The sequence below is a fragment of the Nocardiopsis ganjiahuensis DSM 45031 genome, assembly GCF_000341085.1.
Classification (GTDB): Bacteria; Actinomycetota; Actinomycetes; order Streptosporangiales; family Streptosporangiaceae; genus Nocardiopsis; species Nocardiopsis ganjiahuensis.
The window spans coordinates 138370-153447 of sequence record NZ_ANBA01000008.1 but is presented as its reverse complement, the minus strand read 5'-3'; the positions used below and the strand labels follow the sequence as shown (position 1 = coordinate 153447).

Genomic DNA, 15078 nt, shown 5'->3' with positions numbered 1-15078 from the left:
CGCTCGGCTCAGCCCTCGGCCATGGCCGGGCGCAGGTGGGCGACCGCCTCGTCCGCGACCGGGTACGGGTGCTCCTGCGGCAGCAGGGCGGCCGCCGCGTCCAGGTCGCCCCGGCACACCAGGTCGTGCGCGCGGTGCGCCGACGGGGTCACGTCGGTGATCGCCACCGTCCACTCGTCCGCGTAACGGCGCGAGGCCTCCCCCGCCAGGCCCAGCTGGAGCGAACGGTGCTCCAGGGGTCGCAGGTGCAGGTCGCGTTCGGGGTCCCACTGCACTCGGGCGGGGGCTTCGCGCAGCTGCCGCTTCCAGGAGTCCCGGTCGGTGTGCACGCCCGGCTTGTAGTGCGACAGCGCGGAGTTGCGCAGCGCCCACTCGAAACCCTCGCGGGTGATTTCCACGGCCAGGACGGTCTCCTGGTTCTCCTTCCGGCCCCAGCCGCACCGGTACATCATCCACAGGTAGGACGGTTTGATCCAGGTCATGCGCTCGCGCTTCCACGCGGCCGGGAAACGGCCCTCGCGTGCGGCGGGCACCCCGATGGCGGGGGTGTAGGCCTGGTAGACGGTGACCGTGGTGTCGGTGTACCGGGCGCGGATCTGGAACGGGGGAAGGCTCATGGGCCTCAAGAGTGCCGCCGGCCGACGGCCCGGGCAACCGGTTTTCCGTCGGCCGGCGTCGCGGTGACGGCGGTCAGCCCAGCTGCTTGAGCAGCTCCTGGGCCAGCGGGGCGGAGGAGGCCGGGTTCTGGCCGGTGACCAGGTTGCGGTCCACCACGACCTTCGGCGCCCAGGGCTCCCCCTCCTGGACGTCCACCCCGGCCTCGACCAGGCGGTCCTGGAGCAGCCACCGGGCCTTGTCGGCCAGTCCGGCCTGGGTCTCCTCGGTGTTGGTGAAGGCCGAGACGCGGTAACCGGCGAAGGTGTTGGTGCCGTCGCTGCGCTCGGCGGCGAGCAGCGCTGCCGGGGCGTGGCAGACCACGCCGAGCGGCTTGCCCGAGTCCAGTGCCGCGGTGAGCAGGTCGCCGGAGACGGAGTTCACCGCCAGGTCCTCCATGGGGCCGTGCCCGCCGGGGTAGTAGACGGCGGCGTACTCGTCGAGGTCGACCTCCTCCAGCTCGATCGGCGAGCGGAGCTCGGTGAAGGAGTCCAGGGTGGCGGCGATCCGGTCGGCGTTCTCCTGGCCGCCGTTGGCGTCCGCGGCCAGGCTGCCCCGGTCGACGGGGGGAACGACCCCGCCGGGGGTGGCCACGACGATCTCGTACCCGGCGCCCTTGAGGGCCTCATAGGGAGCGACGGCCTCCTCGGCCCAGAACCCGGTGGGGTGCCGGGTGCCGTCGGCCAGGGTCCAGTGGTCGGCGCCGGTCATCACGAAAAGGATCTTGGACATGCTGGGTCACTCCGAAGGTACGCGGGCGGTCGGCCTTGCTGTGTCGGTCCCCGACCGCTCGGAGGCGGAAGGGGTCGATGACGACGTCACCGACGCTAGTTGCCCACACAATTATTTTCCAATGCGGCACCCTATGTCTGTCATCGGAATCCTGATAGGTGCTGACCCAGGCCTTCGAGCAGCCCCGTGACCTCAGGAAACGTCGACCGCCTCACCTCGGAAGGTGCGCCGGTACGTGAGCGGGGACACCCCGATCGCGGCACGCAGATGCTGCCGCAGCGAGGTCGCGGTGGCGAAGCCGACCTGGCCGGCGATGCCGTCCACCGGCAGGTCGGTGGACTCCAGCAGGTGCCGCGCCCGCAGGACGCGCTGCTGGATCAGCCACCGCCCCGGGCTCGTCCCGACCTCCTCGTTGAACCTGCGGATGAAGGTGCGCAGGCTCATGTGGGCGTGTTCGGCCAGGTCCGCGAGGGTGAGGGGGTCGTGGAGGCGTTCCAGGGCCCAGTCTCGGGTCGCCGCGGTGCCCTCGCGGCCCTGCTCCGGAACCGGCCGCTCGATGTACTGGGCCTGACCGCCGTCGCGCCAGGGCGGCACCACGCACACCCGGGCCACGTGGTTGGCGAGCTCACTGCCGTGGTCGGTGCGGACCAGGTGCAGGCACACGTCCACCCCCGAGGCGGCGCCCGCCGAGGTCAGGAGGTCGCCGTCGTCCACGAACAGCACGTCGGGGTCCAGGTCCACCTTCGGGAACCAGGAGCGGAAGACCTCGGTGAGCGCCCAGTGGGTGGTGGCGGGCCGGCCGTCGAGCCACCCGGCGGCGGCCAGGACGAACGCCCCGGTGCAGATGGACACCACACGCGTGCCGGGACGGATCCTGTCCAGTGCGGATGCCAGCTGCGGGCTCAGTTCACGGCTGAGCCGGGCGGTGTCGAAGGGCGGGATCACCACCGTGTCGGCACCGGCCAGGGCCTCCGGGCCGTGCCCGACAGTGACGGAGAAGTCGGCGTTGGTCGGTACCGAGGGCCCGTCGACCCCGCAGGTCGACAGTTCGTAGCGGCCCCCGGCGGCGCCCAGGACCCGGTTGGGGATGCCCAGCTCGAACGGGTAGACGCCCGGCAGGGCCAGGACCACGACGCGGTGCGGAACGCTCATGGCACGATCCTATTCAAAGATGACAATCATGCCATGGTGTGGAATCCCCGAATCGGGAAGGCTGTGACCATGAGCGACGACAACAGCGCCACCATGCGCGCCATCAGCCAGAACGCCCACGGCGGCCCCGAGGTGCTCCAGGAGGTCCGGGTTCCCAGGCCCGCGCCCGGCCCCAGCCAGATCCTGGTCTCGGTCCGCGCCGCCGGGCTCAACCCGACCGACTGGAAGCACCGGTCCGCCGGGGTCTTCCTGAACCGGCTCCCCCTCACCCTGGGCTGGGACGTCTCCGGGGTGGTGGAGGCCGTCGGCTACGGTGTCACGATCTTCCGGCCCGGCGACGAGGTCTTCGGGATGCTGCCCTACCCGCACGGGGTGGGTTCGCACGCCGAGTTCGCGGTCGGCCCGGCGCGGGCCTTCGCGCACAAGCCCGCCGGGATCGACCACGTCCAGGCCGGGGCGCTGCCGCTGGCCGCCCTGACCGCCCAGCAGGCCCTGGTGGACACCGCGGGGATCCGCTCCGGCCAGCGGGTGCTGGTGCACGCCGCCGCCGGCGGGGTGGGGCACCTGGCCGTGCAGATCGCCAAGGCCCACGGCGCGTACGTCATCGGTACGGCGAGCTCGCCCAAGCACGACTTCCTGCGCGGGATCGGCGCGGACGAGGTGATCGACTACCGCGAGACCGACTTCGCCGAGGCCACCGGTGACATCGACGTGGTCCTGGACCCGCTCGCCGGTGAGGTGGCGGCACGCTCCCTGGAGGTGCTGCGTCCGGGCGGAACCCTGGTCTCCCTGCTGCCCCTGAGCGGGGAGGTCCTCGATCGGGCCGCCCAGCGCGGGGTCCGGGCCACGCCGCTGCTGGTCGAGGCCGACCACGCCGGGATGAACGCCATCGCCGACCTGGTCGAGAAGGGCGCCCTGAAGGCCCACGTGGAGGCGGTCTTCCCGCTGGCCGAGGCCGCCGAGGCGCACGCCCTGGGCGAGACCGGCCGCACCACCGGAAAGATCGTTTTGACCGTGGAGGGCCGCGAGCAGCCCCAGTAGTCGGTACCCGCCCCGGCCGGTCCGGGGCGGCCTGGTCCCCTCGGCTGTGCGCCGGTCCCTCCCCCGGGTGGGTGAGGGACCGGCGCACGCTCCCCTGTGAGGAGGAGGCCCGGACGAGGGCCGTGGGCGAACATGGGGGGTATGGCCTCCCGCAGCAGCACGGCACCCCGCCCCGCCGGATCGCGCGCCCTTCGCCTCTGGGCCCTGGGCGCTGCCGCCTGGACACTCCTCTACGTCGTCTCCAAGGTCGTCCACGCCGTGGAGGGACGCCTCGGCGTGACCGGCGGTCCACGCGTGGACCCCGACAGCTACGCCTCCTACGGCCCCGGCGACGTGGCCGCCGCCCAGTGGGCGAACGCCGGGGTGGGGACGGCTGTGGTGCTGCTCTTCGTCCTGTGCGCCCTGCCGGTGGTGAGGTCCCTGCCCCGCTGGCTGCCGGCCGTGCCGGTCGGACTCGTCACGCTCATGGCGGTGGCAGGCACGGTGGGCATGGTCGGCCGGGCTCTGCTCACCGCCTCCGGTGGAGCGGGGTTCGGCATCTACTGTGCGGTCTGGGCGGTGCTCGCCGCGGGGGTCCTCGTCTGTCTGCTCCGCCGGAGCTGACCCCCGCACAGGAGCCGCACGGAAGCTGGACGAAGCCCTCCCACGAGCGGAGCACCTCCATCCCGGTTTGAGGCTTTGCCGCTATCCGAGGGGTGTTGTGGCGGAAAAGTCTCAACCGAGTGTTCAGAGCTAGCGTTGAAGGTATGGCCACTGACATCACGGACAGCACCCTTGCCCTCGAAACCGCCTCCCTCCTGAAGGTCCTCGGGAAACGACCGCGGATCCTGGCCCTGGGCGAGCCCACCCACGGCGAGGACACCCTGCTCCACGTCCGCAACGAGCTCTTCCAGCAGCTCGTCGAACAGGAGGGCTACCGGACCATCGCGCTCGAGAGCGACTGCCTCATGGGGTTGGTCGTGGACGAGTACGTCACCTCGGGCAGCGGCAGCCTCGACGAGGTCATGGAGCGCGGGTTCAGCCACGGCCTCGGCGCCTCCGCGGCCAATCGAGAGCTCGTGCGCTGGGTGCGCTCCTACAACGGGGATCGCCCCGCGTCCGAGCAGGTCCGCTTCGCGGGGTTCGACGGGCCGCTGGAGATCACCGGCCCTGCGAGCCCGCGGCAGGCTCTCGCCGCGCTCCACGACTACCTGGCCTCCCATGTCGAAGCCGGCCTGCTCCCCCGTGCCGCGCGGGACCTGGACGACCTGCTCCGCGCGGACCAGCTCTGGATGCATCCCGACGCGATGATGGAGCCCGCCCGCTCCGTGGGACAGTCGGCCGAGGCCGCTCAGCTGCGGCTGCTCGCCGACGACCTGGTGGCGCTGCTCGAGGAGCAGGTCCCGCACCTGGTCAGGGCGACCTCGTGGGAGGACCTCGAGCGGGCACGCCTGTACGGACGCACCGCTGTCGGCCTGCTCCGCTACCACCACTGGATGGCCGACACCTCGCCCTCCCGCATGAACCGGCTGCTGAGCGTGCGGGACCGGATGATGGCCGAGAACCTCCTCGCCCTCGCCGAACACGGACCGGTCCTGGCCTTCGCGCAGAACGCCCACTTCCAGCGGGAGAAGAGCTCCATGGGGATGTGGCAGGGGCCGGTGGAGTGGTGGAGCGCCGGCGCGCTGGTCAACGCCCGCCTGGGTGATGACTACGCCTTCGCGGCCACCGCCCTGGGCACGATCCGGCACCGGGGCGTGGACGCACCGGCGCCGGAGACCCTCGAAGGGCTCCTGTACGCGCTCCCCGGGGACCGCTGCGTCGTCGACCCCCGGCGGTTGGCCACCGCCTTCGGGGACACACCGCCCGAGCACCGCGCGTCCCCGTGGTTCGGTTACGCCCCCTTCGACCCGAACCACCTGGCCGCCGTCGACGGCATCGTGTTCGTCAAGGACACCGTGCCGAACCAGGCAGCACAGGGGCAGGGCGCGCAGGCGTAGCACCGCGTCCGCGGAGCGCACCCCGCCCGGTGCGCCTACACCTCGGCGGGGAAGGGGACGCCCGAGGGGCGGCGCTGCGCCCAGGGGCTGGCCTCCTCCAACTGGGCGGCCAGGCGCAGCAGCATCCCTTCGCCCGCCGAGGGCGCGATGAACTGCACGCCCAGCGGCAGCCCGGATTCCGTCCAGTGCAGCGGAACCGACATCGCGGGGGTGCCGGTCAGGTTGGCCATGAGCGTGAACGGGGTCGCGGTGAGGTTGTTCATGACCTCGGTGGTCACCAGGTCGGTGGCGGTGACCACCCGCGCGGTGCGGGTGCGCACGAGCAGGCGCTCGGCCCGGCGCAGCCACGGCGGCGGGTCCAGGCGGCCGATGGTCACCGGCGGTCCCGCGATGGTCGGGGTGAGCAGCAGGTCGTACCGGGAGTGGAATTCGGCCAGGGCCAGGACGTGGTCGTTCCACCGGTCGTTGCCCCGCACGTAGTCGGCGGCGCTACGGGACCGGCCCATGGCGGCCAGCATGAGGGTGTCGGGCTCGAAGTCGTCGTCCGAACAGCCGGTGTCGGCCTTGATCCCGTCCACCAGGGCGGCCATCGAGCCGTACCAGAGGGTCAGGAAGTCCTCGGTGAGCGCCCGGCCGTCGACGGCGGGTTCGGCCTCCACCACCTCGTGGCCCAGTCCCTCCAGCAACGACGCTGCCTCGCGCACCGCCCGGACCGCTTCGGGGTGCACCCGGGTGCCCAACGGGGAACGGGTGGTGAAGCCGATCCGCAGACGGCCCGGGTCCCGGCCGACCTCCTCGGTGTAGGGGCGCTCCGGCGGCGCGATCGGGTACGGCGAGGTGGGTTCGGGCCCCGCCATGGCCTCCAGGAGCGCGGCGCTGTCGCGTACCGTGCGCGTGATGACCCCGTTGACCGAGGCGCCGTGCATGGGCTCACCCCAGTTGGGGCCGAACGGGACCCGCCCGCGCCCGGGTTTGAGCCCGAACAGCCCGCAGCAGGCCGCCGGGATCCGGATCGAGCCGCCGCCGTCGTTGGCCCCGGCGGCGGGCACGATCCCCGCTGCCACCGCGGCTGCCGACCCACCCGAGGAACCGCCGGGTGTGTGCCCGGGGTTCCACGGATTGCGGGCCGGGCCGAACTCGTCGGACTCGGTGACGGCCTTGGCCCCGAACTCGGGGGTGTTGGTCTTGCCGAAGGGCACCAGCCCGGCGGCGAGCCACCGGTCGACCACCTCGGCGTTGCGCCGCACCGGCACGTGCCGCAGTGCCTTGTTGCCCGCCGAGGTGGGGAACCCGGCGTAGTCCTGGAAGAGGTCCTTGAGCAGGAAGGGGACCCCGCCCAGCGGCCCTTCGGGGGAGGTCGCGGCCACCCGGCGGCCCTCCTCGTACATGGGGAGGACGATCGCGTTGAGCGCGGGGTTCACCTGAGTGGCCCGCTCGATCGCGCTCTCCAGGAGTTCGGCGGAGGTGACCTCCTTGTTCCGCACCAGCTCGGCCAGCCCGACAGCGTCGTGTCGCAGGTATTCGTCAACTCGCATGGCCGGAACCTAACACCGAACTGAAACCTGTTCTAGTTATCTGGGGCGTGTTGTTGCCGACGGCGCCCTCACCTCCGGTGTCAACCCGCGTCCAGGGACCGCAGTGCCTCCTCCCAGCGGTGGCGGCGTTCGTCGAGGCGCATCTCCCACCAGGGGGTGCCCCTCTCCCCCAGCCCTTCCTTGGCCAGCTGCACCCGCCTCCTGGCGAGCTGCTCGGCATCGGAGTCCTCGGCGCGCAGGGCGGAGCCGACGTCCCGTCGCGCCGACATCAGATGGGCGACCAAGCGCTCGCGGACCTCACCGGGCAGTTCCGGATCGCTGGCACGCCAGCGCCGCCCGCGGATCATGACGTGGCGGCCGTCAGCCGTACGTTCGGGGTCGGTCATGTCCGGGGCCTTCCCCGCCTCGCGCGAACACACACGGGCCGCGGCGCCCCGGAGCCGGACGGCGGGCTCAGCGGCCCCTCGCGGGGACCCTGGCCTTGAGGAGCATCTCCTCGTACTCCTCCTCCGGATCGGAGTCCAGCACGATCGCCCCTCCGGCGCCCACGGTGATCTCTCCCCCGGCGAGGACGGCGGTGCGGATGACGATGCTCAGGTCCGATTCTCCGCTGTGCGACACGTAGCCGAGCGCGCCCGAGTACACACCTCGCGCCGAACCCTCCAGCCGGTCGATGAGTTCCATGGTGCGCAGCTTGGGAGCCCCGGTCATCGAGCCCCCCGGGAAGCAGGCGCGGACGGCCTCCATGGTGGACACCCCGGGACGCAAACGGCCCCGGACGGTGGAGACCAGCTGGTGCACGGTGGCGTAGGACTCGGTGTACATGAAGGCGGGCACCTCCACGCTCCCGACCTCGCACACCCGGCCGAGGTCGTTGCGGAGCAGGTCCACGATCATCAGGTTCTCGGCGCGGGTCTTGGCGCCGGTTCGCAGGTCGGCGGCGAGCTGTGCGTCGGTGGCCGGATCCGGGTGGCGGGGGGCGGTGCCCTTGATGGGGCGGCTCTCGGCCACTCCTTCGGCGTCCACCCGCAGGAAGCGCTCCGGAGAGGCGCTCAGCACGGTTACCCCCTCCACCCTCAGCAGGGCGGCGTAGGGCGCGGGGCTCGCGGCGCGTAGGCGGCGGTAGAAGTCCAGGTCACCGCCCTCGCCGAGGTCGGGCAGGCGGACCCGGTCGGTCAGGCAGATCTCGTAGCTCTCGCCGTCGGTGAGGTGGCCCAGGCACGCCTTGACGTCGTCCACGTACCCCTCGCGCGGCTGCTCCAGGAGCGCGGAGAGGTCGAGGGCGGGAGCGGAGGGAAGCGGTGCGGGCAGGGGAGGCAGCTCCTCCAGGGCGGCACGGGTGGTCTCGACCCATTCCTGGGCGTCCGGGGCGCCGTCGGCGCAGACCACGTAGGTGCGGTCCTCGTGGTGGTCGACGGCCAGGAACCGGTCACAGCGCATCCACACCGCGTCCGGGGTGGCGGCCGTGTGGGCGCGGGCGGCCCCGCAGTCGGCCTTGAGCTCGTAGCCCAGGTAGCCCACGTACCCGCCGGTGAAGCCGAAGGGCAGGCCGGTCGCGGCAGCGGGGCGCCCCGTGCGGCGTTCGAGCGCCTCGAACACGCTCCCGGGCTCGGTCCGCGTTCCGTCGGCGGTGCGCACGCGTACGCCCTGGTCGCCGACGTCGTAGGTGAGCACCTCGGCCGTGGGGCCGGAGGCGTCCCCCAGGAAGGAGAACCGGGCGGGCCCCTCGGGGCGGGAGCTGTCCAGCCAGAAGGAGTGCTCGGAGCCGGCGTACAGGTGGGCGAAGGCGCGCTCGGTGTCCACGGCGTAGGGCAGCACGGTGAACCGCAGGTCAGGCGCGGGGTGGGCGGCCGCGGGGGCGCTTCCTGCCGCGTTCACCGCGTTCCCGGTTCCGGCCTCGCCCGGGCCGCGGTGCTTCCGGGCCAGTTCCAGGAAGTTGGCGACCAGCTCGGCTCCGTACTCGCTGGCGACGGACTCGGGGTGGAACTGCACGCCCCAGCGCGGCAGGTCGCGGTGGCGCAGCCCCATGACCACGCCGTCCTCGGCCCAGGCGGTGGCCGTGAGGCTCCCGGGCAGGGGCTCGGGCACGGCCAGCGAGTGGTAGCGCACGGCGGTGAAGTCCTGCGCAAGCCCGGCGAAGAGCCCTTCGCCGTCGTGCCGGATCCGGGTCAGGTGGCCGTGGCGGGGCTCGGGCGCCGAGGACACCTCGGCCCCGGCCAGGTGCGCGATCGCCTGGTGGCCCAGGCACACCCCCAGCACCGGGATCCGCGTGTGCTCCAGCAGCTCGGGCACCCGGCCCAGGTCACGGGCGGTCTGCGGGCGCCCCGGGCCCGGCGAGACGACCACGGCGTCCACGGAGGCGGGATCGAGGTCCGCCCAGCCCGGACCGTCGTTGGTCAGCACCCGGGGCTCCTCGCCGAGCACTCGGGCGAGGAGCTGGAACAGGTTGTACGTATAGGAGTCGTGGTTGTCCACGAGGAGAACGCGCATCCCGCCCTTTCTGGAACGGCTCACGGATCGCGACGTCCCAGGTTACGGCGTTTCGGGTGGAATCGGGCATGTCGGCCCCGTACCGGGGCTGCTCGGACGCTGGCGGCAGACCCCGGGGAGGAGTAGACAGGAGACAGGCAGGCCGGTTCCGGCCTCGCGCACCCGAAGGAGCTGAGCAGTGAACGTCTTCGTCGCCGCGATCTCGATCGTGGTCGTGCTGGGGTTGGCCTTCTTCTTCGTGCTCACCGTCACCGAGGTCGCTCGGTCCGTCAAGAACCGCGACACCGGACGGCCCCTCGGCCCCGCTCCGGGTTCCGCTCCCCCGTCCCAGGACCCGGCCGCTCAGGAGCTGCGGTTGCGCTACGCCCGGGGCGAGATCAGCCGCGAGGAGTACCTCCAGCGCAAGATCGACCTCGAAGAGTTCTGAGCCGCCCTTCCACCCGGGCCCGCCGCCGCACCAACACCGCGGGACGCGCCTCACACACGAAAGCCGGTTGACATCAGGGGCCGGGTGGGTACAGTACTCATCGTCCTGTTGTCTCCGATTGAGGTGGACGTTGCGCATCTAGGTTCGCGATCATCACGCGGTACGGCGCCGGTAACCGGCCTGCCCGTCGCGTGTACGGAACCTTGGTGCATGAGCCGTCCCTGTCTCGTCCAGGACCCTCTCGCCGCTCTTCCCGGCTGAACAGCCGCGTGGTGCTCGCATACGAAGCCCTTTTCCACACCGCTTCTGACTGCGAGAACACCCATGCCGAAAACCACCACCACGAGTGCCGCCGTCGCCTGCTCCGACCTGTCCTTCCAGTGGAAGGACGGCACCGTCGTCTTCGACGGCCTGTCCCTCACCCTGGGCAGGGGCCGCACCGGCCTGGTCGGCACCAACGGCGCCGGCAAGTCCACCCTGCTCCGGCTGCTGGCCGGGCGGCTGCGCCCCGCCCGGGGCTCGGTCACCGTCGGCGGGAGCCTGGCCTACCTGCCGCAGAACGTCACGCTCGACACCGGCATGCGGGTCGACCAGGCCCTCGGTATCGCCGGCAAACGCGCCGCCCTGCACGCCATCGAGGCCGGGGACGTCGCGGAGAAGCACTTCGAGACGGTCGGCGACGACTGGGACGTCGAAGAGCGCACCCTGGCGACCCTGGGTTCGCTCGGCCTGGGCGGGATCGAACTGGACCGCACCGTGGGCGAGCTCTCCGGCGGCGAGACCGTCCTGCTGCGCCTGGCCGCGGTCCTGTTGGAGCGCCCCGACGTGCTCCTGCTCGACGAGCCCACCAACAACCTGGACCTGTTCGCGCGACGCAGGCTCTACGACACCGTGGAGACCTGGCGCTCCGGTTCCCTGGTCGTGGTCAGCCACGACCTGGAACTCCTGGAGCGCGTGGACCAGATCGCCGAGCTGCGCACCGGCTCGGTGACCATCTACGGGGGCGGCTGGACCGCCTACCAGGAAGCCCTGGCCGTCCAGCAGGAGGCGGCCGAACGCACCCTGCGCGCGGCCGAGTCCGACGTGCGCCGACAGAAACGCGAACTGGAGGAGACCCACATCAAACTGGCCCGGCGCCAGCGCACCGCCAAGAAGGCGGCCGCCGAGCGCGGTATCCCGAAGATCGTCCAGGGTGCGCTGAAGCGGGCCGCGCAGGAGTCCGCGGGCAAGCTCCGCGGCACACACGAGGACCGGCTCGACGAGGCCCGCGAACGCCGCGAGGAGGCGGCCGACGCGGTCCGCGACGACGCCGAGATCCGAGTGGACCTGCCGCACACCGAGGTGCCCAACGGCCGCTCCGTGCTCAGTCTGAGCGGGGTGCGCACCCGCTACGGCCGGCTGCGCTCCGGCGATCTGCTGGTGAGCGGGCCCGAGCGGATCGCCCTGGTCGGGCGCAACGGCGCCGGCAAGACCACGCTGCTGCGCGCCGTCGCCGGCCAGCAGGCCCCGGTGGAGGGCGAGGTCCGGGTGTCCGTGCCGATGCGGTTCCTGCCGCAGCGGCTGGACGTGCTGGACGAGGAGCTGAGTGTCGCGGAGAACGTCTCCAACGCCGCTCCCGGCGTGGACGAACAGCACATCCGCGCCCAGCTGGCCCGCTTCCTGTTCAAGGGGAACCGGGCCGCGCAGATCGCGGGGACTCTGTCCGGAGGCGAGCGCTTTCGGGCCTCCCTGGCGGCGACGGTGCTGGCCTCCCCGGCCCCGCAGCTACTGGTGCTGGACGAGCCCACCAACAACCTGGACGTGGCGAGCGCGCGGCAGTTGACCGGTGCTTTGGAGGCCTACCGGGGTGCGCTGCTGGTGGCCAGCCACGATCTGCGGTTCCTGGAGTCGATCGGGATCACCCGGTGGCTCCTGTTGGACGAGCAGCTGCAGGAGTCCAGCGCCGAGGAGGTGCGCGAGATGTTCACCGGGACCCCGGCCCCGCTGTAGTCCCCGTGCCCCTCCTCCGCCCCCCGGGAACCCGCCGTTCGGGTCCCGGGGCGGAGGAGGAGCCTCTGAGCTGCTAACCCTGCATCTCCTCCAGGGTCTTGCCCTTGGTCTCCTTCACGAACTTGAGCACGAAGAAGAACGACAGCAGCGCGAACCCCGCGTACATCATGTACGCGCCCGGCAGGCTCCAGTCGCGCAGGCTCGGGAAGCTCACCGTGATCAGCCAGTTGGTCAGCCACTGGGTGGCGGTGGCCACGCCCATGGCGGCGGCGCGGATGCGCAGCGGGAACATCTCACCCAGCAGCACCCACACGACCACACCCCAGGACAGGGCGAAGAACAGCACGAACGAGCTGGCCGCGATCAGCGCCACCACACCCCAGGTGAAGGGGAGCACGACCTCGTCGCCGGTACCGGTGGCGTGGTTGAACGCGAAGGCCGCCAGGGCCAGGGCGATCGCCATCCCCGCCGAGCCCACCAGCAGCAGGGGTTTGCGGCCGACCCGGTCCACCAGCATGATCGCGATCACGGTACCCACGATGTTCACCACCGAGGTGAACAGGCTCAGCAGGAGCGAGTCGGACTCGGCCACACCCACCGACTGCCACAGCGAGCTGGAGTAGTAGAAGATGACGTTGATGCCCACCAGCTGCTGGAAGGCCGAGACCGCCATACCGATCCACACGATCGGCAGCAGGCCGTAGCGTCCGGTGAGGTCGCGCAGCCTGGGCCGCACCTCCGAGCCCAGGGCCGTCTTGATCTCCTCGATCCGCCGGTCGATCCGGGCCGTGCCGCCGCCCTCGACCTCACTCAGGATGTGCCTGGCCCTGTCCACGCGCCCGATCCGCACCAGGTACCGGGGGGACTCGGGAATGACCAGGCTCAACCCCAGGTAGACCAGGGCGGGCAGAACCTCGATGCCCAGCATCCACTGCCATGCCTGCACGGGGCCGAGCATGTTGTGCGCGCTGCCGTCGGCCGCCTGCGCGACCGCGTAGTTGACCAGCTGCGAGCACGCGATGCCCAGGACGATGGCGAGCTGTTGCAGGGAGGCCAGCCGGCCGCGGTAGGCGGCGGGCGAGACCTCGGCGATGTAGGTCGGCGCGATCACCGAGGCCATACCGATGGCCACACCGCCCAGGATCCGCCACGCGGTCAGGTCCCACACCGAGAACGGCAGGGCCGAACCGATGGCGCTGACGGCGAACAGCACACCGGCGATCTGCATGGCCCGGATCCGGCCCAGCCGGTCGGCGAGATTGCCCGCGGTGGCGGCACCCACCACACAGCCCAGCAGCGCGGCGGCGATGGTGAAGCCCAGAACCCCGGAGCCCACGTCGAACCGCTGCTGGATGGCGTCGACGGCGCCGTTGATCACCGCACTGTCATAACCGAACAGAAATCCGCCCATCGCGGCCGCTGCCGCGATCATCGTCACGTGGACCAGGTTGGCGTCCCCCTCGGAAACGCTTCCCCGGCCGTTACTGACTCCGCTCACTCCGGATTCCCTCCCCCTGGGCATGCCTGACGGCCCGGACTGGCACCACGATGCAGCACGGGCTGACGACATGCGTGTACGCAACGCTGAGGAGGCCAAACACACGTCGATGCTTGGCGCTCAGACAACCGACGAGGACCTTACTACCGAATATTTCCATAAGTACACACGGGGCCTCCCTAAGTCACCCAATAGTCATCCCATTTCACGAGGGTGATGCGGCGACCGGACCGGCCCCGACCCGGCGAGTCAGGGCACAGGACCGAACCGGACACCGTCCGGAGCGGGGCGCCACAGCGGCCCTCCTGGCGGGTGCCCTCCCGGAAGGGCGCCCAGCCGAGCACGCCGGAACGCCTTGTGACCGGATCCGGACACCACCCCTGGCGGTCTACCCCGCCAGGGGCACAAGACTTCGGCCGGTTTCTTGGCTGGTTCGACGACTGCGCGGGCGCGCTCCCAGCATCCAGGATCGACACCGTGACGACATTCGACACCCTGGCCGAGAAGGCCCTTCTCCGTGAGACGCCCACCCGAGACGAACTCCTGGAGGTGCTGACCAGCGCCGACGACGATCTGATGGACCTGGTCGCCGCCGCCTCACGGGTCCGCCGTCGCTACTTCGAGCGCCGCGTCAAGCTCAACTACCTCGTGAACATGAAGAGCGGCCTGTGCCCGGAGGACTGCTTCTACTGCTCCCAGCGCCTGGGCTCCCAGGCCGAGATCGTCAAGTACACCTGGCTCAAACCCGACCAGACCCGTGAGGCCGTCTCCCACGGCGTGAAGGCCGGCGCCAGCCGCGTGTGCCTGGTGGCCAGCGGGCGCGGACCCACCGACCGCGACGTGGACCGCCTCGCCCCGGCCGTGGCCGGGATCAAGGACGAGTACCCCGGAGTGGAGGTGTGCGCCTGCCTCGGCCTGCTCTCCGACGGGCAGGCCGACAAGCTCCGCGAAGCCGGGGTCGACGCCTACAACCACAACCTCAACACCTCCGAAGAGCGCTACTCCGACATCTGCACCACACACGAGTTCGCCGACCGCGTCGAAACGGTCGAACAGGCCAAGCACGCCGGCCTCTCCCCCTGCTCCGGACTCATCGCCGGGATGAAGGAGAGCGACGACGACCTCGTCGACGCCCTCTTCGCCCTGCGGGAGCTCGGCCCGGACTCGGTGCCGGTCAACTTCCTCATGCCCTTCGACGGCACCCCCCTGGAGGGCACCTGGGACCTGACCCCGCAGCGCTGCCTGCGCATCCTCGCCGCCACCCGGTTCGTCTTCCCCGACGTGGAGGTGCGCCTGGCGGGCGGACGCGAGATCCACCTGCGCTCCCTGCAGCCCCTGGCGCTGCACATCGCCAACTCGATCTTCCTCGGCGACTACCTCACCAGCGAGGGCCAGGCCGGCAAGGACGACCTGGAGATGATCGCCGACGCCGGCTTCGTGGTGCAGGGCGCGGGCGAGCCCACCCTCCCGGGCGAGCGCCACGACCTGCTCAGGACACGCCGGCGGGGCGCCGGAACCGCTCTTCCGCCCAACGCCTGACCACCGGTCCGACCGCTGACGCGCCCGGTGGGCGCCGCGCTC

At 71.5% G+C, this 15078-nt stretch carries 13 protein-coding genes; 6 read left to right on the top strand and 7 right to left on the bottom strand.

The window, feature by feature from the left end; genetic code table 11:
- Positions 1–8: 8 nt before the first annotated feature.
- The 3 genes from D458_RS0109330 to D458_RS0109320 form a co-directional block, all read right to left on the bottom strand.
- On the bottom strand, positions 9–617 hold the full coding sequence (locus D458_RS0109330; RefSeq protein ID WP_017586469.1) for a DUF4291 domain-containing protein: 609 nt from the start codon (positions 615–617) through the stop codon (positions 9–11).
- 73 nt (positions 618–690) lie between these two features.
- Positions 691–1386 (bottom strand): type 1 glutamine amidotransferase domain-containing protein, encoded by a 696-nt coding sequence (locus tag D458_RS0109325; protein ID WP_017586468.1) that lies wholly within the window; start codon positions 1384–1386, stop codon positions 691–693.
- Between the two features lie 192 nt (positions 1387–1578).
- Positions 1579–2538, bottom strand: coding sequence for a GlxA family transcriptional regulator (locus D458_RS0109320; RefSeq protein ID WP_017586467.1), 960 nt, complete (start codon positions 2536–2538; stop codon positions 1579–1581).
- A 69-nt stretch (positions 2539–2607) separates the two neighbouring features.
- On the opposite strand from D458_RS0109320, the gene D458_RS0109315 reads away from it, so the two are divergent.
- The 3 genes from D458_RS0109315 (at position 2608) to D458_RS0109305 (ending at position 5558) form a co-directional block, all read left to right on the top strand.
- Positions 2608–3579: an NADP-dependent oxidoreductase gene (locus D458_RS0109315; protein WP_017586466.1), complete on the top strand. Its 972-nt coding sequence runs from the start codon at positions 2608–2610 to the stop codon at positions 3577–3579.
- A 141-nt stretch (positions 3580–3720) separates the two neighbouring features.
- Positions 3721–4182, top strand: a complete 462-nt coding sequence (locus tag D458_RS0109310; RefSeq protein ID WP_017586465.1) for a hypothetical protein — start codon at positions 3721–3723, stop codon at positions 4180–4182.
- 143 nt (positions 4183–4325) lie between these two features.
- On the top strand, positions 4326–5558 hold the full coding sequence (locus tag D458_RS0109305) for an erythromycin esterase family protein (protein WP_017586464.1): 1233 nt from the start codon (positions 4326–4328) through the stop codon (positions 5556–5558).
- A gap of 35 nt (positions 5559–5593) precedes the next feature.
- Here D458_RS0109305 and D458_RS0109300 read toward each other — a convergent pair whose 3' ends face one another.
- The 3 genes from D458_RS0109300 to pabB all read right to left on the bottom strand — a co-directional run bounded on the left by D458_RS0109300 (position 5594) and on the right by pabB (position 9583).
- Entirely contained in the window at positions 5594–7093 is a 1500-nt protein-coding gene (locus D458_RS0109300; RefSeq protein ID WP_017586463.1) for an amidase, read from the bottom strand.
- A gap of 80 nt (positions 7094–7173) precedes the next feature.
- Positions 7174–7479, bottom strand: a complete 306-nt coding sequence (locus tag D458_RS0109295) for a hypothetical protein (protein ID WP_017586462.1) — start codon at positions 7477–7479, stop codon at positions 7174–7176.
- Between the two features lie 67 nt (positions 7480–7546).
- The gene (pabB, locus tag D458_RS0109290) at positions 7547–9583 is read right to left on the bottom strand and encodes an aminodeoxychorismate synthase component I (RefSeq protein ID WP_017586461.1); all 2037 of its coding nucleotides are present in this window, start codon (positions 9581–9583) and stop codon (positions 7547–7549) included.
- Positions 9584–9761: 178 nt separating this feature from the next.
- Here pabB and D458_RS0109285 point away from each other — a divergent pair, with 178 nt between their 5' ends.
- Complete coding sequence (locus tag D458_RS0109285; protein WP_017586460.1) at positions 9762–10010, top strand: SHOCT domain-containing protein; 249 nt, start codon at positions 9762–9764, stop codon at positions 10008–10010.
- 324 nt (positions 10011–10334) lie between these two features.
- The gene (locus D458_RS0109280) at positions 10335–11999 is read left to right on the top strand and encodes an ABC-F family ATP-binding cassette domain-containing protein (RefSeq protein ID WP_017586459.1); all 1665 of its coding nucleotides are present in this window, start codon (positions 10335–10337) and stop codon (positions 11997–11999) included.
- Positions 12000–12072: 73 nt separating this feature from the next.
- Here D458_RS0109280 and D458_RS0109275 read toward each other — a convergent pair whose 3' ends face one another.
- Entirely contained in the window at positions 12073–13431 is a 1359-nt protein-coding gene (locus D458_RS0109275) for a sugar porter family MFS transporter (protein WP_239647938.1), read from the bottom strand.
- A gap of 543 nt (positions 13432–13974) precedes the next feature.
- On the opposite strand from D458_RS0109275, the gene bioB reads away from it, so the two are divergent.
- On the top strand, positions 13975–15036 hold the full coding sequence (bioB, locus tag D458_RS0109270; protein WP_017586457.1) for a biotin synthase BioB: 1062 nt from the start codon (positions 13975–13977) through the stop codon (positions 15034–15036).
- Positions 15037–15078 lie beyond the last annotated feature (42 nt).